The following is a 20173-nucleotide window of genomic DNA, read 5'->3' as shown; positions in this document are numbered from 1 at the left end:
TATTTGGCTGTCCAGGGATCCTTAGAAACTATGAACAGCAAGTGAAAAGGAACTGCCACGTGTTCATGTGACACTCGTGTGAAATGGTGTGGATGACTCCGCTTGCGCCGAGAATCAAATCCATTTCGTGATCAGTAAGCTCTTCCAAGGCGGAAAGAGCAGTTAGGTTAAGATCTTTCATAATCTCCTCCTTAGTGTACTTAGAATCACAACAGCCCTGGTAATTCTCATAGTATCATCCTGACTAGTGGGTTCGCTAGTGGGTTTGCAGATTACTCAGAAATTATTCGAGGATGTGTCTTGCTTGGATTGTCTTCTATGTAGGACGGATGCAAGGGGAGAGGGTGGCTGCATCTGATCCCTGAAATATTAGGGTGGGGTAAGGGCGGGGCTTACTCTCCCGTGTCACCTAGAACATACAGAGGTTGTAGTCCTAGATTCGGGTCATATCAACACTCAAAGTGTAAGAAGTCCAGTAGATGTGTTCCAGTAGGTGTATGTTGTGTAGAAAATCAGATTCACCTACCCGTCTCTGCCAGGAGTAGCAACAAGCGCACCGGGGCAGGATCAAAGCTCGACCGTTATCTTGTGAGAGCTGATCCCTTGGACATCAGCGCCTCGCCCGGCAAAAATTTTAGACCGCAAGAAACACGAGTGCCCGCAGGTGTGGAAGACAAGTGACATTCCCGCTAGTGTATAAGTATCCTTGTATTTATTTTTCAGGGACCTACCCTAAAATAAACTTCAGCCGGTACAAACCGGATACACCGAATCCGACCACCAAAACAGCTAAGGAACAATGGATACCAAAGAACTCTCGCCGGCATTCCTCACCTCTCTTGCGGGCATCGTTGTGGGAGCAATCCTCATCGGGTTGAACTCCACCGCAGCAACCGTGTTCGGCTGGCTACTGCTTCTGATCGCCCTTGCTCTCAATGTCCTCGCCAGCCTGGTATCTATCCGGCGCTATAAAGGCGGACCCATCCCCACCTTTATCTACGACAGCCACGAGGAAGAACACTTCGAACCAGAACCGGCCCCCACCCCGGACGACGAAATGACGGTAGCCCTGCACACCATCGAAGAACCCGCAGCCGACACCGAAGCGCACCGGGTTATCGAAACAGACGAGGAGCAGGTGTACGACCGTCGGGAAGAAAAAATCCCCCGCACCCGCCCGCAGCGCCCACGCAGCCGATAGGGCAGGGGCCGTGAACACCAAATTCCTTTTCTCACCCGTCTACCTGGTATCGGCGGTCTCCCTCACCGTAGGGGCAGTTCTAGCCGGAACCTCCCTCATGATCATCGGTTGGATCATCTTTATCATCGGTTTAGCGCTCAACGCCATGTCACTGGTGGTTCTAGCCAACCGTGAACACCTACACAGGGCGCAGCTGGTCGGTACCATACCCAAAGCCTCAACCCAAAAAACTAGCGGCAGCCACAGCCGAGAAAACTAGCCTTTTCGCGATTCAATCCCCCGAAGGATCCGCCGAATTACCGAGGTCAGTATCTCAGCCTCATAGCGGGAAATTCTGGCACTCAAAATCTCATGCAGCTCCCGCCGATGCACCTGGGCGGCGTCACGATAAGCGGTATAACCCCGCTCGGTGATAAACACGACCTTACCGCGGCGATCCTTCTCCACCGCGGTACGCTCCAACCACCCGCGCTGAATCAGCCGATCAACCTGGTAAGTGAGCCGGGAAGGAGACGCATTGAGCTCTGCCGCCAACCGGCCCATCCGAACAGTATTCACGTCCCGCCCCGCGGCCGAGCCGCCCGCGTTCGCAAGCACCGTAAGAATACGGTAGTCGTTGAACCGCATGGCGGCCTCTTGCCGAAGTACCCTGTCAAGATGGCTATTAAAACTGCTATATACCTGCGTATACAGTCTCCACAGCTCACCAATTTCGGGAGGAAAATCTGCTGTCATAGGGGTGTGGTCCTAGTTTATCTTTCTCGAAGTTTCTCGCCTCGTTTCAGATAAACATACCAGTCAACCCAACAGATATGCGGGGGGACACCAAAAATTTTTTAAAGAAAAGCTACATAGATCCTAAAAGCTTCTCAAAAGGAGTTACCTTCAACGGCTCCAACCCCGGCGCCTTATAGACTTTCCCGGAGCTCTCATCAGCCTGGCTCGACTCAACAGCAATCCCAAAGAAACTACCGCTGTTAGCCCCGCCCCTGTCATCGAAAACAGGGCCGGAAGAACCCTCAGCATCCTCATCGACAGGATCGGCACCCACCTTCCAGGCAAGCATACTCGCAAGCTCACCGCCAGCCCGATCAATCCTGCTCTGCAAAGAGGTATCCGCACCAAAATCATCGGTCGCCGCAAACACCCCGGTAGAAACCAGCTGCGCCTTGAAATAGGCAAACAGCGGCCTCATCGCGGTATCAATCATCAGCGAATGCCGAGCCGTGCCACCGGTAGCCGCCAACAGGGTAGGCTTACCCAACAGAGCATCATCGTCAATCAGATCCCAAAAACTCTTAAACATACCGGTATAGCCGGCCTTAAAAGTGGGGGTCACCGCAATCACCGCGTCGGAATCCCGCACCGCATCGAGGGCAAGAGCAAGCTGACCGGTAGGAAAACCGGTGAGATAGTGGGACGTTATCTCCTTGAAGAGCGTGCGCAGCGGAATAACCTCAAAATCCGCTGACAGAGACCGAGCAGACAGAGCCTTCTCCGTAGCCTCCCGCAGCTGAACCCCCAAAAGAGCCGTAGCTGAAGGCTCAGAAAGACCCGCCGTAACAACAGCAATTTTCACAGTATCCATTTTCTTCCCCTTACCGGTTAGCCTGGGCGCGAGAACCGCCGGGCAGAGGATCCTTCCCCGCCCGATGACGGATCACCAGCTGCTCGTGGGTGGGTGCCTCGGGAACATCCGCAGGACGATTCTTGGCGAACTCCTGACGAAGAACCGGCACAACCTCCTCACCCAGAATATCAAGCTGCTTAAGCACTGTCTTCAGAGGCAGGCCAGCATGATCAATAAGGAAAAGCTGCCGCTGGTAATCACCGGCATAGTCACGGAAAGTCAGAGTCTTCTCAATCACCTGCTGAGGTGAACCCACGGTCAACGGGGTCTGCTCGGCAAAATCCTCCAGCGAAGGACCACCACCGTAAACGGGAGCCCGATCAAAATAGGGGCGGAACTCGCGCACCGCGTCCTGAGAATTTTTAGCCATATAAACATGGCCACCCAGACCGACAATCGCCTGTTCAGCGGTGCCGTGCCCGTAGTGGGCAAAACGCTCACGGTAAAGGCGGATCATCTGCTCGGTGTGCTCTTTATTCCAGAAAATGTTGTTGTGGAAGAAGCCGTCCCCGTAATAGGCGGCCTGCTCGGCAATCTCGGGAGTGCTGATAGAGCCGTGCCAGACAAACGGCGGGGTGTCGTCGAGCGGACGCGGGGTAGCGGTGAACCCGTTGAGCGGGGTGCGGAACTTGCCCTGCCAGTTCACATATTCCTCACGCCAGAGGCGGTGCAGCAGCGCATAGTTTTCAATAGCCAGGCTGACACCCTGCCGGATATCTTTACCAAACCAGGGATACACCGGGCCGGTATTGCCGCGGCCCAGCATAAGATCCATGCGGCCATCAAGATGGTGCTGGAGCATACCGTAGTCTTCGGCGATACGCACCGGGTCCGTGGTGGTAATCAGAGTGGTAGCCGTGGAGAGAATAATATTCTTGGTCTGAGCGCCGATATATGCCAGGGTTGTGGTGGGGGAGCTGGTGACAAAGGGAGGGTTGTGGTGCTGGCCCAGCGCGAAAACGTCGAGACCCACCTCTTCCGCCTTGCGGGCAATCTCCACATATGACTTGATGCGTTCGTGCTCACTGGGGGTCTTGCCCGTTGTGGGGTCCTGGGTGAGGTCGCCTACGGAGAAGATACCGAATTGCATAATATTTTCCTTAAATATCTCGAAGAACTATCTTTTACATCTGTAACAATATATCAAAATACTTTACAAGTAAAGTATTTTGGGGAGTGGGGACCGGCCACCGGCCTTTCTGCGCCGGGCAGTACAACTACCGCTGCTCCCTCTCCCAGCCCTGCAAAGACACAATTTCAGCCCTAGCGGCAGAGGTAAGCGCCTTATTGTCACGAAGCATCTGTTCAGTCCGCAAACGAATAAAATCCAAATACTCGGGTTTGCCCGTTTTCTCAAACCCGTCTTGCGACATATACAGATCAGCAAAATCTTTAGACGCCTGCCGCTGCAACACCCAGCGCCCCCACAAGACCACCAGCGCGCACACCAGAGCAACAAGGGTGCCCCAGCCACGGGTCCACACATAAAGCAGGGCGGCGACCACCATCAGTCCCGTCACTATAGGGGCAACCGACACGATATAAATACCCTCACCCTGCCGGTCCTTGTCCAGCGTGCGCCGACCCACCGCAATAAAGGTCTCCCTAAAACTCGGCCTAGACATCAAGCACCCGGTTAATAAACTCGTATGCTTTATCGACCACCGCCCCGGTGGACTCGCGAACATCAGCGGGAGAGTACGTAAACGACGCCGAATAATCCGCATAAGCGTGCATACTGAGATCGTTCCAGGAATCCCCGATAGTGTAAACCTCAACCTTCTCACCGGCCAGCTGGTTATCCACCAGCCACTTCAGCCCCGAACCCTTGTCACAGCCACGGGGCACAATATCAAGAAAATCTACGTTGCGGTGGCAGTCAACACGGTCTGCAAAATTCTCGATGATCCAGTCAAAAATCTCCGCGCGCTGCTCGGGGTTGGGCGACCAGATGGGAATACCCACGTATTCATGATCTGCTAGCTCAGAAAGACCCAGCGGCGAAAAAGCCGGAAGAACACTGGGGACCTCGCCGGTACCATCACTCAGCCGATAGTCACGATCCACGGTGGTGGCAAAAAGACTGATACTATCCCTACCGGACAGATGGTCAACCACAGCCCTCACTACATCAAAATCCAGGGTTCTCTTGGTCAGAATAGAGTAATCCTGATCGGTTACCACCGCGCCGGTATACAGCACATAGTAGTCAAAAGCGATACCGGAATCTTTGAAGGCAATCTGGTTGGCAAAAATACTTTTACCGGTGTTGCACACCGCAAGATTGCCCGCTTGCTGCCAGCGGGCAATAGCCGCCACAGTCTCGGCCTCAACCCTGCGATCAAAAAGAAGGGTGCCATCAACATCGCACGCCAGGAGCTTTTTCATGGACTTCCTTACCAGCTCGTGAAACCTAGGGGGCTAGAATATTTGCCCAGTACCCAAAAATACCCAAAGCAAACATACCGAAAATAATCCAAATAGCATTCACTTTCTTCTTGAGCAACCACATGCAGAGGAAAGTCAGCAACAGAGCCAGCAGCCCCGGCAAAAGGCTATCGAGAATCGACTGCACCGTCTCTACCTGCTCGGAGCCATCCTGTGCCGTATAGCGCGAAATCTCCAGGGGCACATTAATGGTTGTCCACCGGGACACCAGAGAACCCATCACAAACAAACCCACGATAGAGGCTACCTGGGTCAGACGACGCAGCGTATGACCGCCCACCTCAGACACCACTTCCACGCCCTTCTGGTAGCCCATCTTGAAACCGTACCAGCGGGTGAGGACACGGATTATAGTGAGCCCAAAAAAGAAGACGAGCGGCCCCAGAATACTACCGCCGGCAAGGGCCAAAGACGCACCGAGCGCGGCTAAAACAGGACGGGCAGTACCCCAGAAAATAGGGTCTCCCACACCCGCCAGCGGACCCATCAGACCCACCTTCACGTTGGTAATCGCGGCCTCATCAATATCTTCACCGGCAGCTTTCTGCCGCTCCATAGCCGCGGTAACCCCGATAATGGGAGACGCGATCCAGGGCTGAGTATTGAAAAACTCAAGGTGCCGGCTCAGGGCCGCAGCCTGATCCTCCTTCTTAGAATAGAAGCGTTTAATGGCCGGGATCATAGACACCGCAAAACCGATAGCCTGCATACGCTCAAAGTTAAAAGAGCCAAGCAGAAAGGTAGAACGGAAATAGGTGGAATAGTAGTCACCGCGGGTCAGTTCACGCTCCGGGGCGCGGGTAGTCTCCACAGGATTATTACTCTCTGCTGTCATGGTTTACTCCTACTCAAGCTCGTTATCAAGATCGCCCGATGACCCCGCACCGGTAGTTGCCGCTGGTGCCGGGGCAACAATGGAATCGTGAAAAACCGGATTAAGCTGCACATAGATCACCGCCAGGCAGGCGCCAATAATGCCCAAACCAACCAGGTTGAACTCTGGAATGAAGGCTGCCAGCACAAAACCCAGGAAGAAGAAGGGCATCAGCGATCTAGCCTTCATCATGTTAATCACCATGGCGTAACCCACCACCACAATAAACCCGCCGGCCACTTGCAGACCCGAGGTAACAACATCGGGGATAGAATCGAGCCAGCTCTGAACAATATCGGTTCCGGCAACGGCGGCAACCGCAGCGGTAGGCACCGCCACGCGCAGACCCTGCAAGAGCAGACCGGAGAAATGCACCATTTCTATACCCCTGAAATTTGCCTCGGAGGCATACCTGTCTGCCTGATGCTGGAAGAAAACAGTAATGGTTCGCACAAAAATAGTGAGGACCTGGCCCGCTGCTGCCAGCGGCACAGCAAGGGCAATACCTTCGGGGATACTCTGATTCCCCTCGATCACCACGATCGCGGCAATCGTTGAGGCGAGCGCGGAATCGGGGGCCATGGCCGCACCGACATTCATCCAGCCTAAAGCGATGAGCTCCAGGCTACCGCCGAGAATTATCCCGGTCTGGAGGTCACCCAGCACCAGACCCATGAGGGTGCAGGCGATGAGGGGCCGGTGGAATTGGCGTTCGTCGAGTACCGAGGCCATGCCGCAGACCAGGGAGACGAGAACAATAAGGGTGATTTCGAGGGGACTCACGGTAGGAGACCTTTCTCTGTGAGACGTTTGATCATGTCTTCTCGGTTGCTGTTGGGGACCTGCTGGAGGGTGAGTGTGATACCGCGGTCTGCTATGTCCCGGTAGATGCGGATGTCTTCATCGGTGGCGTAGACAGCGTCGGAGACCTGCTTCATGCCGGGCTTGAAGGTTACCCCTCCCACATTGATCTCTGTGACCTCTACACCCTCGTCGAGAAGCCGCAGCGCGTCCCGGGGGCTTTCCACCACAATCATGGTTTTCATTCCGGTGTATTTGGGGTTGCGATAGACCCGGCCGGTTTTAGCGATGTCGAGCACGTTGGTTTTAATGTGTGAGGGTGCCACCTGTAGAAGTAGGGTTTTGCGCAGCTGGTCGTGGGCGGCTTGATCGGATGCGGCGATCAGGGTTTGCGGGGCAATATTGTTCACCCAGCTACCGGCCACCTGGCCGTGAATGAGACGGGAGTCGATGCGCAGAAAGGTGACGTCCATATGGCCGCCGGGCTGGGCCGGCTCCGGCTGGTTCAGGGGCGCAGAATCTTCTGCCGGCTCCCCGGCAGTTTTCTGTGTATCGGGTATCTCAGTTGCCGGCGCCGCCGTAGTGTGAAAACCGCGAATACCCTTGGCCCCAGCCCTGTAGGCGGTGGCAACCAGGTTTTCGAGGGTGGCGCTTTTCCGGGCTGAGGCACTGATCACCTCGATGAGCATGGGCAAATTCACCCCGGCAATAACATCGGTGTTCTTACGCTCCGAGGCAAAGCGGGCCGCGGCGTTATAGGGACTACCACCAAAGAGATCGACGAGTAGAAGAACCCCCTCATCCTCGGGGAGCTCTTGGGTGATAGACCGGTAGTTCTCTAGAAGATCTTCCGGACCCTGTCCCGGCATAAAAGATACCGGGTGGACATGATCAAAATCTCCGAGAATCATGCCGGCAGTTGCCAACAGGGCCGGCGCCGACTCCCCGTGTGCTGCCACGATGATTGCAACCATAGTGATCCTCTCACCGGCTAGGCAAAATGTGCGTTACGGCTTCAAAGCTACACCCTGCGGTGGCGATAACGGATACAACTTTCACAATGTGAAAATAAAAATTTATTGACCTTAACACCGGGTCTTTGAAGGCCCGGCCATGAAAAGAACACGGGAGGGGAACTTGTAGAGGCTGGCAGCTCAACCTTCTACGGGTCAGGATCCCAGAGAGAGGTCTTTGGCCAGGCGTGCCACGTGGATAGTGAGATAGGTTAGCTCGTCGTCGGTGAGCTCCTGCTGCAACTGCATCTCCAAAAGCAGATGAACCTTCTGCGCACAGGCAAAAGCGGTGGGGTAGCTCTGCCGTACAGCCTCACGTAAAACCGGTGTTGAATCCTCCCCGGATGCCCCCTGCTGCTTCGCGCCGGTCCGCACAAACAGGTAGCGCAAATGGGTCACAAACCGCGCGGCGCTCATGGATGACCGATCAACGCTCTTCCCATAGGAGGCAGAGATCAGATCAAAAATCCGTGAGAAAACCTCTGTCATCCGAAAAGTCTGCGACATATCACCGGCAGCAAACTGCGAGTTGACCAGATGCAGTGCAAGAGGAATAGACTCCTGTTCACCGAGGACCACTCCGGTACGCTCGGCAACAAGCGCCACAGCGCGCCGCCCAAACTCCACCTCCCGCGGGTAAAGCTGAGAAACCTCCAGAGCCAGCGGGTAATCAACCACGGTCCCCTGCCGGGCACGCGCCAGAGCAAAATTCAGGTGGTCGGCGAGCGGAACCACAAAAGAGTGGGAAATAGAAAAATCTCCCGTGCGCTTCACCTCGTCCTCAAGCTCAACCGCCAGAGCGAGAATATCCGCCGGAATCTCAGAGAGAGACCAGGAAAGGCGGTCATCAGAAGTACTTCCCTCAGGTACAAAGGTCTGCTCCACACGGGTGGGGTCCACCAGGTCACCCTTGCGCTTACCAAACGCCAACCCGCGGCCAATCACCACGGTCTCCTCACCCGAAAAATTTGCGGCGAGGGCTACGTTGTTGTTGTAAATACGCACAATACGCAACGGGCCCTCCCTTCCCTGGAAACTGCGTGTACCAGACCATCTTATGGCACGGTGACTATTATTTTGAGCCGGTGCCATCGGGGGTGATCGCCGGTGTCCTCTCTGCCCGGTCAACTGTAATGCGCGGAACCGAAAAGCCCCTATCCCTCCGGCGGGTTCTTTCTTTGGTTTACTATAGAGGGACGCGTTCAGCCCGAGCGCACCGTTTTTCACAAGCTGTCAGGATGCACAGATGAGTCAGCAGACACCCAAAAAGGCGGGTTTTGGCGGGATAGTCCTCGTCACCTCGCTGATGCTGTTTTCCATGTTTTTTGGTGCGGGAAACCTCATTTTTCCGCCGGTCTTGGGCGCAGAATCGGGAGAAAATTTTGTTCCCGCGCTCCTGGGGTTTTTGGTCACGGGGGTGGCCCTTCCCATTCTGACCATTTTTGCTCTGGCGCGCACGGGCTCTGATATTCGGGCCCTGGCGAGACGAGGCGGAAAGGTTTTCTCCGTTGTCTTCCCCTCCCTGGTCTACCTGGCGATCGGTGCTTTCTATGCGGTACCCCGCACCGCCACGGTGAGCTATTCGATGTTTGTGACCCCGGTCTTTGACTGGGACTCGCAATTCTCTCTGGTCCTGTTTGTTGCCGTGTTCTTTGCGGTGACACTGGTAATCTGTTTGCGGCCCAGCTCGGTGGTGGACGCCCTGGGTAAATTTCTGACACCGGCCCTGGTGCTGCTTCTGGCTCTGCTGATGGTGCTCTCGGTTTTTACCCTGCACACGGACCCGGCACCGGCAACCGACACCTACACAGAAAACCCCTTTGCTGCCGGTTTCTTGCAGGGATACTTCACCATGGACTCGCTGGCTGCCCTGGCCTTTGGCATCATTCTTATCTCTTCGCTCAAATACAAGGGGCTTGAGCGAGGTGGGCTGCTGATGCGCGGGATCACCGTATCGTCGATTATTGCCGGTGTTCTGCTGGCTCTGGTCTACCTGGGGTTGAGCTGGATAGGGCACTCAATCGACGGTGGGCAGAACTACCCGGACGGCGCTTTGCTGCTGTCCGCGGCAGCTTCCCAGGTGTTGGGTTCGGCCGGTGCACTGATCTTTGGGCTGATCGTTCTGCTGGCCTGCCTCACCACCGCGGTTGGTTTGCTCAGCTCCACCTCAGAGTTCTTCTCCCGACTTATTCCCGGAATGGAATATTCTCGGTGGCTGGTGCTTTTCACCCTTATTTCCTTTGCGGTCTCCACCGTTGGCCTTCAAAGCGTGCTCGCTATCGCCGCACCGATTCTGGGTTTCCTCTACCCGCCGGCCATCACCCTCATCCTGCTCACCCTCATCGAGCCGCTCCTTAACACACTCACCGGCAAGAAAATCAATATCACCTTCAAAGCAGCCCTCACCGTGGCGGTAGTGTGGGCGGCCCTCATGACCCTCAATACGCTGGGCTGGGGGAGCGCCGTGATCGAGCCAATCATAGGTTTCTCCCCCGGGCACAACCAAGACCTTGGCTGGATGGTGCCCACCCTGATAGCTGCCGGGATCGGCTGCGCCTTTGACGCACGAGGCAGAAAAACAGCGAACGCTTCCGCTTAGATAATCCCTGCCCCCAAGGGTGGCGACCGTGATCACCGCCCTGGCCGTCCTGCCGTGAACACGGGCCTCACGCATACCCGACACTAAAACCCGATAGTCCATCGCCAGCACAAAAAGGATACCGATCATCAGGGCGGGCAGAAGATTGGGCCCGGGCATCCGGTCGCCGGTCTAATCCGGCCCCGCAGTAACTGTGCGTACTGGGCTACGGCAGCCGATATATGGGTGTGGTGTGCCGCGGAGGCCGGGGTTAGCGGGATTTTTCCGGGACGAGAAGGCGCAAAAAAGAGGCTCGTGCCGGGGGGAACCACAACCTCCGGCACGAGCCCGTCTGGGTGAACTGCGAGCAGTGCTCAGCAAGTTCGGTCTCGCACACACCCTGTTGGGTGCAATAGTTGACAACAAGACGACTATAGCACAGGAAACCCTTTCGATTGCAAGTAATTTTGTGAAAATTACGAAAAAATATTACTCACCGGTAACCGACTCGTGTCTTTCGCGCTTGAAGGATTTGGTCTGGCGATTAAAACCCCTAGTCAGAGCCATGTTTTGGGAGGCTTGCGGGACCCTTTGGAAACCCTTTTAAAACGCTCAGAAAATAGAATTTTTGCCCCCATTTATGGGGGCAAAGCTGACGGTGAAATAAATTTTTGCGCGGCTAAAATGCACAGCCACAAAAGATGTTTTTACTAGTGAGAGTACAAAAAATAGCTATTCATACCGCGCTGCACAGGGTGTACAGCCGGCAGGTTTACACCGCGTAATTTGTCACCTCTTTGGGTGGCAAACACCTACCGGAGGGATGCGGTGGCAACTACCCAACGGGCGCCTCCCGGTAGCCGCCACGAAAATCCGGACCCGTTCTGGCAGCGGGCAGGAGCACACACCATGCGTCCGGCTTAAAAACCGAAAAAAGCTCCGAGGCCACCGCCTGGCCGGCTACCCTTAAAACATGAGCAGCAAAGCAACCGAAATTGCCAAAAACCTACCGGCTCTCGAACACCCGGACGGGTCCCCCATCCGCGCCCTCGTGGTAGATGACGAAGTGATGCTCGAAGAACTGGTCAGCGTAGGACTACGAATGACCGGCTGGGAAGTAAAGTCGGCAGGCAACGGACCCGACGCCTTCAACCTTGCCCGAGACTGGCGGCCCGACGTGCTCGTGCTCGATATTATGATGCCCGGATTCGACGGCGTCGAACTGCTCAAACGCCTTCGCAAACTCTACCCCGGTATCCCCTGCCTCTTCCTCACCGCCAAAGACTCGGTGGACGATCGCATAGTGGGACTGTCCGCCGGTGCAGACGACTACGTCACCAAACCCTTCTCAATGGAGGAGGTCATGATTCGTCTACACCGCCTGGTCCAGCGGTCGGGGGCGGCATCGGCCAATGAGGTGGAGCTGGTGGTGGGAGACCTGGTGCTCAACCAGGACACCCGCGAGGTTTTTCGCGGCGGGGACAACATCCATCTCACCGCCACCCAGTTTGAGCTTCTGCGCTACCTGATGGAAAACGCTAAGCGAGTGGTCTCCAAATCCCAAATCCTCGACAACGTGTGGAACTATGACTTTGGCGGCCAGGCCAACATTGTGGAACTCTATATCTCCTACCTGCGGAAAAAAATAGATGCCGGTCGCGACCCCATGATTCACACGGTGCGCGGGGCCGGCTACGTCATTAAACCCGCCACCTAAACTCTTGACTGCCTCTCACGAAACTGAAGAAAACGGGCGCCGTCCTGTGCCCGTGCCGCGTTTGCGCACAAAACTCACCGTCATTTTGGTGGTGATGCTGGGGGTCGCCTGCCTGATCATCGGGGTCTCAAGCTATATCACCCTCAAAAATTCGCTGATGGGGCAGATCGTTAACAGGCTGGATGAGGCGTCAAACCGGGCGGTCTCCTACAAACCCGCACCGGGTGCTTCTCCGGAGGCCCCCAACCCGGTATCCGAGGACCCCGTGCAGCCCGGTACTTCTGCTGAGACAACACGGGGGTGCGGTGAAGAGCAGAACAAGAGCCCGCTGGATGCACCGGGGCAGGCGGCCGGAACCCTCAGTATGTGCCTTGACCGGGGTACCGTTATTTTTTCGGGGGTACTTGATAAAGACGGCAATTCGCAGCCGCTCAGCAGCGCGGACATCGACACCCTCAGAGGAATAACCGCCGACGGCACGGCCACCGAGGTCAGTCTTGAAACCGGAAGCTACCTGGTGGAGGCAGTCGATGTTTCCCCCGAGACCGAAACGGTGGTGGTGACAGGTATCCCCCTGCGGGACTCGCAGCGCACGTTGGCCACCCTGGTGGCCGTGATGGCCGGAGGATCGGCTGCGGTGATGGTGAGTGCGGGCTGGCTCGGGTCATGGATTATCCGCCGCACCATGCAGCCGCTTGAGCGAGTCTCCGCGGTGGCTACCGGTGTGGCCCGATCCAACCTCGAAACCGAGCTCCTGCCCAAAACTGAGCGGGTGATGCACCGCGACGCCAACCCAAATTCCGAAGTGGGGGCGGTGGGCTACGCGCTGAACCAGCTGCTTGATAACGTGCAGTACGCCCTGGAAGCCCGCCAGCACACCGAGGACCGGATGCGGGCGTTCGTTGCCGATGCGTCCCACGAGCTGCGCACCCCGCTCGCGGCCATTAGGGGCTACTCCGATCTCATCCGGTGGACAGAGGAACTGAGCGAATCGGGGCAGCAGTCGGTAGAGCGTATCGACTCGCAAACCCGGCGCATGAGCCGGTTGGTTGAGGATCTGCTCCTCCTCGCCCACCTCGATGAAGGTAGGGACCCGGTCTATGAGAAGGTGGATCTCACAGAACTTCTGGTGGAGAACGTCTCTGATTTTCGGGTGGCCGCCCCGGACCATGTCTGGCAGCTTGAGCTTCCCCGGGAACCGGTGGAAGTGCTGGGTGATCGAAACCAGCTTCAGCAGGTGCTCCTCAACATGCTCTCCAACGCCAGAAAACACACCGTCGAGGGGACCCGTGTCACTGCCGGCCTCAGGGTCTCCGCTACCGGGCGGGAAGTAATCATGACCGTGGTCGATGAAGGGCAGGGGATAGACCCCGAATTTATCGGTAAAATTTTTGACCGTTTTAGCCGCGCAGATGAGGCGCGTTCGGGTTCGGACGGGACAACCGGCCTCGGTCTGCCCATCGCCAAGGCGATTGTTGAGGCGCACGGCGGGGCCATCGAGGTTTCGTCGCGGCCCGGGCGCACAGAATTTGCGGTGCGGCTACCTCTCACACAGGAGAAGGGATAATGTTCCACCCCTGTGCCCGGCCCGGAAACTCTATAAGGTACACGGCCCACCGGGTTTGGGCGGGGTAGTGTGAAAACATGAAATTACAAAAAATTCCGGCAGGACTTTGGGTGTTTGTCGGCGGTGGTAGCGGAGTCCTTATGCGCTGGGGAATTGGTGAGGCATTCCCCTACCGGGGGTATCTCGTTATTTGTGCTGTCAATGTGGTGGGTGCCCTTCTGCTGGGGTTTTTGCTGGGACTGCTACCGTATCTGGGAAAAAGCGGTACGCGGCAGCGCATCCGCCTGAGCCTGGGCACCGGTCTACTGGGTGGATTCACCACCTACTCCAGCTTTGCGGTGCAGGCAGTCGAACTGGTTGGGGACGGTAGCGCCGCAGCCTTTCTGCTCTATTCGGGGGGAACCCTGCTGGCGGCGATTTTCTGCTGCTGGACAAGTATGCTTTTTGCAGAATATATTCTTCGTTGTGCCAGCGGGGGCGGCCGGTCCGGTAAGTTGGAAAGCACCGTATGAGTCCCGCACTGCTGCCTGTCCTCTTTATCTGCGGTGGCGCCGGAGCATGGTGCAGATTCGCCCTTGACCGCATTGTTGATCGCGGCAACAAAAGCGCTATACCGCTGGGAACCTTCACCGTCAACGTATCCGGCTCCCTGGGGCTGGGGCTGGTCACCGGGCTCTGCACCGGAGTGCTGGCAACTACCTGGGGAACCCAAGCCGCCCACACCCTATCAACTATTCTGGGTGCCGGATTCCTGGGTGGATTCACCACCTTCTCAACCGCCACGGTGGAGGCGGTCCAACAACTGCGACAGCGCAGGGTGGGCGGCAGCCTGTTGTTGCTTCTGATTCAGCCCTGTACGGCTTTTACTGCGGCGGCTCTGGGCCTGAGACTAGCCGGATCATAGTTATGTGTCCGACAGATAAAGACTCGGGGGTAAAAAATATTGGGCGGGTGCGATCAACACACCCGCCCAAACGTGCCCAGACCCGAAACTAGTAGAGAGGCCAGGGCTGCCCGCAGCTGGTGTTGTAGTTAGAGTAAAGCAAGTGTGAATTACTCTTTGAGTTATTAGCGGCGGTCTTATTGGTTTCACCCTCGTAGGAGAAATGATAAATCATCGGGTACCCACCGACCTGGGGGCGGCGCTTAGCCTCATCGGTAAAGTAGGTACTGGTTGAGGCGTCCCAGCCGGAGAGTTCCCGGAAACGCACCCTGTACACAACGGTAATTCTCCCCCCGGGAGGAATAGCTTCCGCCGTGGTCAGCAAAATACCGGGATTCTGGCCCTGAGCTATCTCACCGTCATTGAAGGTAATACGATCTGAGGTTGTCTTACCGTTGGTGTAGTTGTTGTAGGTGTAGCGCAGGTTGGTGTACTGAAGATCTCTTCCATCGAGAGTTGCGCTGACCAGCAGAGCCTGCGCGAAATAATCCTGGGTCATGTAGCGCGGCCACAGGGTAACTCCGGCGGGAACATCGGTTTCGCTATCGTTAACCCACACCCCGGTCATGACCATGTATTCGTTTGAATTGTAGTCGAGAAGGGCGTTTCCAGAACCTTCGTTGTAGACCTTATCGCACATGTAACCGGAACCGGTTCGCCCGGGCCCGTCTACACTCACCGCTGTCAGATTAGATTCCCTTGACGCTGCGTAGGCCGGGATTGCTGCGGTTGCGGCGACGACCGGTGCTGCCCAGGCTGCTCCTTTAACAAGGGTGCGGCGCGATGTTTCCATTGTTTTCCTTAGTGTGTTGGTTCTAGTGAATAAAAGACACGGTGTTTTTAATCTTGCGATACAAATCGACGCGCTGATACGCGGATTACTGATAACCTCATGTCGGTTATTGTGATGACATTTACCCTCTTTAGGGTACATCTTTAAATATATTTAATCCCACCGGGGCAGCGTGTCCTCACGCGAGAACACTCACAGTGGTATGGAAAAGGGGCCGGGGAACGGGGCAAAAATTTTACATCGGCGAAATGTAATAGGGGTTACAAGAAGGCGGTGCATGGGTTATAGTCTTAATGTCCTCAACGAGCTACGCGCCACTGCACCGGGAATCCTGTAGCTTGAATCTTTCGAGCGCCCCGCGGGGTGCCCCCGACCGAGATTGGTTCCCCATGTCCACAGAAAAACACACCGAGACACAGCCCAAACAGCCGGCAAACGACGACCCCTTTGCCCACGAGCAAGAGGGGTTTCACAAGGGGCTGGGTGCGCGACAGCTCCAAATGATTGCCATCGGATCAGCGATCGGCACCGGGCTTTTCCTGGGTACCGGAACACGGCTTGAACAAGCCGGACCCTCGCTGGCCATCATCTACGCGGTATGCGGTTTTTTTGGCTACCTTATTCTCCGAGCCCTGGGAGAGCTCATCGTTCACCGGCCCTCATCGGGTTCCTTCGTCTCCTACACCCGCGAATTTTACGGTGAAAAATCAGCCTACGTGGCAGGCTGGCTCTACTGGCTCAACTGGGCTATGACCGCTGTTGCCGACGCCACCGCCATCGCCATCTACATCTCCTGGTTTGGCCAGTACAACGACACAATAGCGAACATCCCCAACTGGGCGACCGCCCTGGTTGTGGTGGTCGTGGTGGTGTCCATGAACCTCATATCGGTTAAAGTCTTCGGCGAGCTCGAATTCTGGTTTGCCCTCATCAAAGTGGCGGCCCTCCTGCTCTTTATGGTGGTTGGTATCTGCTTTATCATCTTCGGAACCCCCACCGGCGAACCGGTAGGTTTCTCGCTCATCTCCGAATCGGGAGGTATCCTACCCAACGGCATACTGCCGGCGGTGATCATCATGCAGGGCGTGGTCTTTGCGTACGCGGGTATCGAGCTTGTCGGCACCACTTCGGGCGAGACAAAAAACGTTGAAAAAATTATTCCCCGGGCCATCAATACCGTGGTCCTGCGTATCGCTGTATTCTATGTGGGTTCGGTGGTTCTGCTCTGCCTGCTGCTGCCCTACACCCGCTACAGCAGTAACGAATCCCCTTTCGTCACCTTCTTTGACTCGGTGGGAATCGACTACGCAGCCCCCATCATGCAGCTGGTGGTGATCACCGCGGCGGCCTCCTCCATGAACGCCGGCATGTACTCCACCGGCCGTATTCTGCACTCCATGGCGGTGGCCGGATCGGCCCCTAAAATAGCGGCAAAGCTCTCCAAAGGCGGTGTGCCCGTGGCCGGTATTCTGCTGACAACCGTGGTTGCTCTCTTTGGTGTCGCCCTCAACTACTGGGTGGAGGATGCTGCTTTTGAGGTGGTGCTCAATATCGCCGCTATCGGGACCATGGCCAGCTGGGTGGCTATCGTGATGTCGCACCAGAAGTTCCTGCGCCTGGCCAAAAAGGGCAGGTACACGCGCCCCAGCTACCGGGCCCCCGGTGGCGTGGTGGCCGACTGGGCTGTCATCGCTTTCATCCTGCTGGTTTTGGTGCTCACCGCCCTGGACTACCCCGTGGGCACCTACACCCTCATTTCCACGCTCGGGGTGATTCCGCTACTCTGGGGCGGCTGGTACCTGGTGCGTCAACGTGTCTACGAATACGCGGCAGTTCGCGACGGCTACACCGGCAGATTCCCCGTTATCGCGCGAACCCCGGGCTCTGATCTCTACAAGAATGAGGGGAAAGCCAAGGTGGAGATCCGCGTAAATCATAGCGAGGACCCTGAGGCGTAGACGGCCGGTGGGCCCGCCGCTCTACGGGTACAGGCTGTTGAGCAGGAGGCTGGTTTGCGAACTGACGACCCCCTTGGTCTCCCTGATCCGGCGTAGTAGCCGGTCAAAATGGGCAAGATCCGGGCACCGAAGCTCCACGATCAGATCCCACACCCCGTTTGTGGTGTGGAGAGCGTGAATCTCGGGGAAACCCTGTAGCTGGGCGGTCACCCGGCGGGTGGAGGAGCTTTCAATCTCTATGCAGGTGATAGCGCGGACCTCGTCAGAATCAGTCTGCCCTCCCAGACGAACCGTGTAACCGGCAATTGTTCCCCGGTTCTCTAACCGCGCCATGGTTTTGGTGACGGTGGCGCGGGATACCCCGAGCTGTTCGGCGAGTACCGAGACCGGGGTGCGGCTATTCTGTCGCAGGGCCGCCAGAAGCTGCTGCTCAAACTGAGTGAGGCGAGTCATGAACAAAATGTTATCAGCACCTGAACAAGTTGCGCACCCGAGAGGTGTTTTTACACAGTTTTGGGCCCATTGATACCTATATTTACCTATAAAATATGACTCAACTCCTTTCCCGGTGCATTAATGAAAGGAAAATCTAGATGACCCAGTTTGTAGATGTTGCGAGCATGGCCCGATGGATTCAACGCGATGGCGTGGAGAATATCATCGGCGGTATGGTTCCCTACCTTGAAAGCGACTTCAAGCGGTGGGAACGGTTTGACAAAATTCCTCGCGTTGCCAGCCACACCCCCTTCGGTGTGATTGAGCTTATGCCCACCTCCGACCACGAAACCTACTCTTTCAAGTACGTCAACGGGCACCCGTCCAACCCCGCGCGCGGCTTTCAGACCGTCACCGCCTTTGGCCTCCTGGCAGATGTCGACAACGGCTACCCCGTCTTCCTGGCCGAAATGACACTGTTGACCGCGCTCCGTACCGCGGCAATGTCGGCCATGGTGGCCAAGCGACTGGCCCGCCCGGACTCCCGGCACATGGCGATGATCGGGGCCGGATCTCAGGCAGAGTTCCAGGCCCTGGGTATGCGGGCTGTGCTGGGTATTGAAGATATTTCCGTCTACGATATTGACCCGCTGGCGGTGGAGAAATTCCGCCGCAACCTCGAGCCGCTTGGCTTCAAGATCCGCGAGGCGGAATCGGTGGACCGGGCGCTGGCGGGAGCGGATATCGTGACCACCTGCACCGCGGATAAGGCGCAGAACACCATTCTTGCGGACCACCAGGTGGTAGCCGGTGTGCACCTCAACGCCGTGGGCGGCGACTGCCCCGGTAAGACCGAACTTGACTCCGCAATTCTTGACCGGGCCAAGGTGTTTGTGGAATTTCCGCCCCAGACCCGCATTGAGGGTGAGATTCAGCAGAAAGACGATGATTTTCCCGTCACCGAGTTCTGGCAGGTGCTCACCGGGGACGCACCCGGGCGCACCGGGGATGAGGACATCACGCTCTTTGACTCCGTAGGTTTTGCGATCGCCGACTTCTCCGCCCTGCGCTACTGCTCAGATGCCACGGCAGACAGTAGCCTCCAGCAGTACATAGATTTGGTGGCGGAACCCGATGACCCGAAAGATCTCTTTTCGCTGGTGAAAGTTAACGCCCCGGTCTAGGGTTTCGGCCGCACTGCCGGTTGCACACTGCCGGCCCCCACGTGCCCAATCTCTCGCCCCTCAATCGGTGCGAAGACTGCCGCTGCGGGGTTAGCTTGGGAGACAGAGATCTGGCAACCGGCAGGAGAAAACCCTATGTTTCACCCCGCAGAACCCGCCCCTAGCACCACTCCCAAGCTACCGGACATAGCGGCGGACACCCCGGTATTGAGCGGAAGCCGAGCTGTACCGAGGGTGAGGCGCGGGTGAACAACTGGGGCACCTTTGGGGTGACCGGGATAATTTGGGGTTTGGCACTGTGCGCGGTCACCGTCCCCCTGCTTGCCTGCGCCCAGCTCATTTTCCGCCAGAGACTACGGGCCTACTGGTTGTTAGTCTGTGCGGCTGTCACCGTCTATGTCACCGGTGTCGTCTGCTTTACGATACTGCCGCTGGGATCGTCCGGGGTGGTGTGCAGTAGAAACCCGGTCCAGCTCGTCCCCTTTTCAGGTCTTGCCACGATCCTGGCAGAGAGTCAAGAGAGCGGGCTTGCCGGTGTACTGACCGGCCACAATTTTTTGCAAATATTTTTCAACGTACTGCTTTTTGTGCCCGGCGGCTTTATCCTGCGCGCTGTCTTCAAACGGGGAATTGTGACAACGGGTTTACTGGCTGCCGGTGGGTCGCTTCTGATCGAGACCACGCAGCTCACCGGCTTGTGGGGCTACTATCCCTGCGCCTACCGGATCTTCGACGCGGATGACCTGATCACCAACACCCTGGGGGGTCTCTGCGGTGCGCTGCTGGCGGCCGGCTGGGTTGCTGCCCGCCGCCGCCCGAAACACGAGTTTATTCCACCCCGCCACGAAAGTTCAGGGGACGGGTGCGGAAGAAAAACCTGTAAGCATACGCAGGACATGTCACCAAAATAGCTGACGTGTCCGCATAAGAGATGGCACTAAAAACGGGGTATGAGCACACCGGGGGACCGGCTTTGCCAGTATCCTCTAATAGTAGAGCAGGTTTGAGATAAAACCGGCCCTTCGTTCGCA

22 protein-coding genes are annotated in these 20173 nt (G+C 56.7%); 10 read left to right on the top strand and 12 right to left on the bottom strand.

The annotated features are described in order from the left end of the window. Positions 1 to 28 precede the first annotated feature (28 nt). The gene (locus ACS1BR_RS02065; RefSeq protein WP_463559819.1) at positions 29 to 181 is read right to left on the bottom strand and encodes a lacticin 481 family lantibiotic; all 153 of its coding nucleotides are present in this window, start codon (positions 179 to 181) and stop codon (positions 29 to 31) included. A 618-nt stretch (positions 182 to 799) separates the two neighbouring features. Here ACS1BR_RS02065 and ACS1BR_RS02060 point away from each other — a divergent pair. Together ACS1BR_RS02060 and ACS1BR_RS02055 are read left to right on the top strand one after the other, a co-directional pair. Next, positions 800 to 1201: a hypothetical protein gene (locus ACS1BR_RS02060; RefSeq protein WP_463559818.1), complete on the top strand. Its 402-nt coding sequence runs from the start codon at positions 800 to 802 to the stop codon at positions 1199 to 1201. A gap of 10 nt (positions 1202 to 1211) precedes the next feature. Next, on the top strand, positions 1212 to 1460 hold the full coding sequence (locus ACS1BR_RS02055) for a hypothetical protein (protein ID WP_463559816.1): 249 nt from the start codon (positions 1212 to 1214) through the stop codon (positions 1458 to 1460). Here ACS1BR_RS02055 and ACS1BR_RS02050 read toward each other — a convergent pair. The 9 genes from ACS1BR_RS02050 to ACS1BR_RS02010 all read right to left on the bottom strand — a co-directional run bounded on the left by ACS1BR_RS02050 (position 1457) and on the right by ACS1BR_RS02010 (position 8972). Further along, the gene (locus tag ACS1BR_RS02050; RefSeq protein WP_463559815.1) at positions 1457 to 1936 is read right to left on the bottom strand and encodes a MarR family winged helix-turn-helix transcriptional regulator; all 480 of its coding nucleotides are present in this window, start codon (positions 1934 to 1936) and stop codon (positions 1457 to 1459) included. The two genes, ACS1BR_RS02055 and ACS1BR_RS02050, sit on opposite strands and share 4 nt — an antisense overlap. 112 nt (positions 1937 to 2048) lie before the next feature. After that, positions 2049 to 2789 (bottom strand): CE1759 family FMN reductase, encoded by a 741-nt coding sequence (locus ACS1BR_RS02045; RefSeq protein ID WP_463559814.1) that lies wholly within the window; start codon positions 2787 to 2789, stop codon positions 2049 to 2051. A 10-nt stretch (positions 2790 to 2799) separates the two neighbouring features. Continuing rightward, positions 2800 to 3921: an LLM class flavin-dependent oxidoreductase gene (locus ACS1BR_RS02040; RefSeq protein ID WP_463559812.1), complete on the bottom strand. Its 1122-nt coding sequence runs from the start codon at positions 3919 to 3921 to the stop codon at positions 2800 to 2802. A 127-nt stretch (positions 3922 to 4048) separates the two neighbouring features. Then, complete coding sequence (locus tag ACS1BR_RS02035) at positions 4049 to 4456, bottom strand: hypothetical protein (protein WP_463559810.1); 408 nt, start codon at positions 4454 to 4456, stop codon at positions 4049 to 4051. Continuing rightward, on the bottom strand, positions 4449 to 5219 hold the full coding sequence (locus ACS1BR_RS02030; protein WP_463559809.1) for an HAD-IIB family hydrolase: 771 nt from the start codon (positions 5217 to 5219) through the stop codon (positions 4449 to 4451). The genes ACS1BR_RS02035 and ACS1BR_RS02030 overlap by 8 nt, the downstream gene beginning before the upstream one ends. A gap of 25 nt (positions 5220 to 5244) precedes the next feature. Further along, the gene (locus ACS1BR_RS02025) at positions 5245 to 6114 is read right to left on the bottom strand and encodes a PTS system mannose/fructose/sorbose family transporter subunit IID (RefSeq protein ID WP_463559808.1); all 870 of its coding nucleotides are present in this window, start codon (positions 6112 to 6114) and stop codon (positions 5245 to 5247) included. Positions 6115 to 6123: 9 nt separating this feature from the next. After that, positions 6124 to 6936: a PTS mannose/fructose/sorbose transporter subunit IIC gene (locus ACS1BR_RS02020; protein WP_463559807.1), complete on the bottom strand. Its 813-nt coding sequence runs from the start codon at positions 6934 to 6936 to the stop codon at positions 6124 to 6126. Beyond that, the gene (locus tag ACS1BR_RS02015; RefSeq protein WP_463559806.1) at positions 6933 to 7928 is read right to left on the bottom strand and encodes a mannose/fructose/sorbose PTS transporter subunit IIA; all 996 of its coding nucleotides are present in this window, start codon (positions 7926 to 7928) and stop codon (positions 6933 to 6935) included. The genes ACS1BR_RS02020 and ACS1BR_RS02015 overlap by 4 nt, the downstream gene beginning before the upstream one ends. 195 nt (positions 7929 to 8123) lie before the next feature. Next, the gene (locus tag ACS1BR_RS02010; protein WP_463559833.1) at positions 8124 to 8972 is read right to left on the bottom strand and encodes a PRD domain-containing protein; all 849 of its coding nucleotides are present in this window, start codon (positions 8970 to 8972) and stop codon (positions 8124 to 8126) included. Between the two features lie 241 nt (positions 8973 to 9213). Between ACS1BR_RS02010 and brnQ the strand changes: the two genes are divergently transcribed. From brnQ to ACS1BR_RS01985, 5 genes are all read left to right on the top strand, one after another. Then, the gene (gene brnQ, locus ACS1BR_RS02005) at positions 9214 to 10566 is read left to right on the top strand and encodes a branched-chain amino acid transport system II carrier protein (protein WP_463559805.1); all 1353 of its coding nucleotides are present in this window, start codon (positions 9214 to 9216) and stop codon (positions 10564 to 10566) included. 952 nt (positions 10567 to 11518) lie between these two features. Continuing rightward, entirely contained in the window at positions 11519 to 12262 is a 744-nt protein-coding gene (locus ACS1BR_RS02000; protein WP_463559804.1) for a response regulator transcription factor, read from the top strand. 4 nt (positions 12263 to 12266) lie between these two features. After that, complete coding sequence (locus ACS1BR_RS01995) at positions 12267 to 13829, top strand: sensor histidine kinase (RefSeq protein ID WP_463559803.1); 1563 nt, start codon at positions 12267 to 12269, stop codon at positions 13827 to 13829. A 77-nt stretch (positions 13830 to 13906) separates the two neighbouring features. Further along, a complete protein-coding gene (locus ACS1BR_RS01990; RefSeq protein ID WP_463559801.1) occupies positions 13907 to 14341 on the top strand; it encodes a CrcB family protein in 435 nt (144 codons plus the stop codon). Next, positions 14338 to 14733: a fluoride efflux transporter FluC gene (locus ACS1BR_RS01985; RefSeq protein WP_463559799.1), complete on the top strand. Its 396-nt coding sequence runs from the start codon at positions 14338 to 14340 to the stop codon at positions 14731 to 14733. Before ACS1BR_RS01990 ends, ACS1BR_RS01985 begins: the two co-directional genes overlap by 4 nt. Before the next feature lie 88 nt (positions 14734 to 14821). Here ACS1BR_RS01985 and ACS1BR_RS01980 read toward each other — a convergent pair whose 3' ends face one another. Next, complete coding sequence (locus ACS1BR_RS01980; protein ID WP_463559797.1) at positions 14822 to 15565, bottom strand: hypothetical protein; 744 nt, start codon at positions 15563 to 15565, stop codon at positions 14822 to 14824. A gap of 389 nt (positions 15566 to 15954) precedes the next feature. On the opposite strand from ACS1BR_RS01980, the gene ACS1BR_RS01975 reads away from it, so the two are divergent. Continuing rightward, complete coding sequence (locus tag ACS1BR_RS01975; RefSeq protein WP_463559795.1) at positions 15955 to 17523, top strand: amino acid permease; 1569 nt, start codon at positions 15955 to 15957, stop codon at positions 17521 to 17523. 21 nt (positions 17524 to 17544) lie between these two features. Here the strand turns inward: ACS1BR_RS01975 and ACS1BR_RS01970 are convergent, their stop codons facing one another. Next, positions 17545 to 17976, bottom strand: a complete 432-nt coding sequence (locus ACS1BR_RS01970; protein ID WP_463559794.1) for an Lrp/AsnC family transcriptional regulator — start codon at positions 17974 to 17976, stop codon at positions 17545 to 17547. A 140-nt stretch (positions 17977 to 18116) separates the two neighbouring features. Here ACS1BR_RS01970 and ACS1BR_RS01965 point away from each other — a divergent pair, with 140 nt between their 5' ends. Together ACS1BR_RS01965 and ACS1BR_RS01960 are read left to right on the top strand one after the other, a co-directional pair. Next, on the top strand, positions 18117 to 19142 hold the full coding sequence (locus tag ACS1BR_RS01965; RefSeq protein ID WP_463559791.1) for an ornithine cyclodeaminase: 1026 nt from the start codon (positions 18117 to 18119) through the stop codon (positions 19140 to 19142). A 245-nt stretch (positions 19143 to 19387) separates the two neighbouring features. Continuing rightward, entirely contained in the window at positions 19388 to 20053 is a 666-nt protein-coding gene (locus ACS1BR_RS01960) for a VanZ family protein (RefSeq protein ID WP_463559789.1), read from the top strand. Positions 20054 to 20173 lie beyond the last annotated feature (120 nt).

This window comes from Rothia sp. 18CD1-1, assembly GCF_055285355.1.
Note: the sequence above shows the minus strand (reverse complement) of the source record. Positions and strands in the feature narration are given on the sequence as shown.

What these genes read in the sequence shown, in the direction of transcription:
- ACS1BR_RS02065 (WP_463559819.1), bottom strand. Translation starts at nt 181, where the DNA reads ATGAAAGATCTTAACCTAACTGCTCTTTCCGCCTTGGAAGAGCTTACT.
- ACS1BR_RS02060 (WP_463559818.1), top strand. Translation starts at nt 800, where the DNA reads ATGGATACCAAAGAACTCTCGCCGGCATTCCTCACCTCTCTTGCGGGC.
- ACS1BR_RS02050 (WP_463559815.1), bottom strand. Translation starts at nt 1,936, where the DNA reads ATGACAGCAGATTTTCCTCCCGAAATTGGTGAGCTGTGGAGACTGTAT.
- ACS1BR_RS02045 (WP_463559814.1), bottom strand. Translation starts at nt 2,789, where the DNA reads ATGGATACTGTGAAAATTGCTGTTGTTACGGCGGGTCTTTCTGAGCCT.
- ACS1BR_RS02040 (WP_463559812.1), bottom strand. Translation starts at nt 3,921, where the DNA reads ATGCAATTCGGTATCTTCTCCGTAGGCGACCTCACCCAGGACCCCACA.
- ACS1BR_RS02035 (WP_463559810.1), bottom strand. Translation starts at nt 4,456, where the DNA reads ATGTCTAGGCCGAGTTTTAGGGAGACCTTTATTGCGGTGGGTCGGCGC.
- ACS1BR_RS02030 (WP_463559809.1), bottom strand. Translation starts at nt 5,219, where the DNA reads ATGAAAAAGCTCCTGGCGTGCGATGTTGATGGCACCCTTCTTTTTGAT.
- ACS1BR_RS02025 (WP_463559808.1), bottom strand. Translation starts at nt 6,114, where the DNA reads ATGACAGCAGAGAGTAATAATCCTGTGGAGACTACCCGCGCCCCGGAG.
- ACS1BR_RS02015 (WP_463559806.1), bottom strand. Translation starts at nt 7,928, where the DNA reads ATGGTTGCAATCATCGTGGCAGCACACGGGGAGTCGGCGCCGGCCCTG.
- brnQ (WP_463559805.1), top strand. Translation starts at nt 9,214, where the DNA reads ATGAGTCAGCAGACACCCAAAAAGGCGGGTTTTGGCGGGATAGTCCTC.
- ACS1BR_RS02000 (WP_463559804.1), top strand. Translation starts at nt 11,519, where the DNA reads ATGAGCAGCAAAGCAACCGAAATTGCCAAAAACCTACCGGCTCTCGAA.
- ACS1BR_RS01990 (WP_463559801.1), top strand. Translation starts at nt 13,907, where the DNA reads ATGAAATTACAAAAAATTCCGGCAGGACTTTGGGTGTTTGTCGGCGGT.
- ACS1BR_RS01985 (WP_463559799.1), top strand. Translation starts at nt 14,338, where the DNA reads ATGAGTCCCGCACTGCTGCCTGTCCTCTTTATCTGCGGTGGCGCCGGA.
- ACS1BR_RS01980 (WP_463559797.1), bottom strand. Translation starts at nt 15,565, where the DNA reads ATGGAAACATCGCGCCGCACCCTTGTTAAAGGAGCAGCCTGGGCAGCA.
- ACS1BR_RS01975 (WP_463559795.1), top strand. Translation starts at nt 15,955, where the DNA reads ATGTCCACAGAAAAACACACCGAGACACAGCCCAAACAGCCGGCAAAC.
- ACS1BR_RS01970 (WP_463559794.1), bottom strand. Translation starts at nt 17,976, where the DNA reads ATGACTCGCCTCACTCAGTTTGAGCAGCAGCTTCTGGCGGCCCTGCGA.
- ACS1BR_RS01965 (WP_463559791.1), top strand. Translation starts at nt 18,117, where the DNA reads ATGACCCAGTTTGTAGATGTTGCGAGCATGGCCCGATGGATTCAACGC.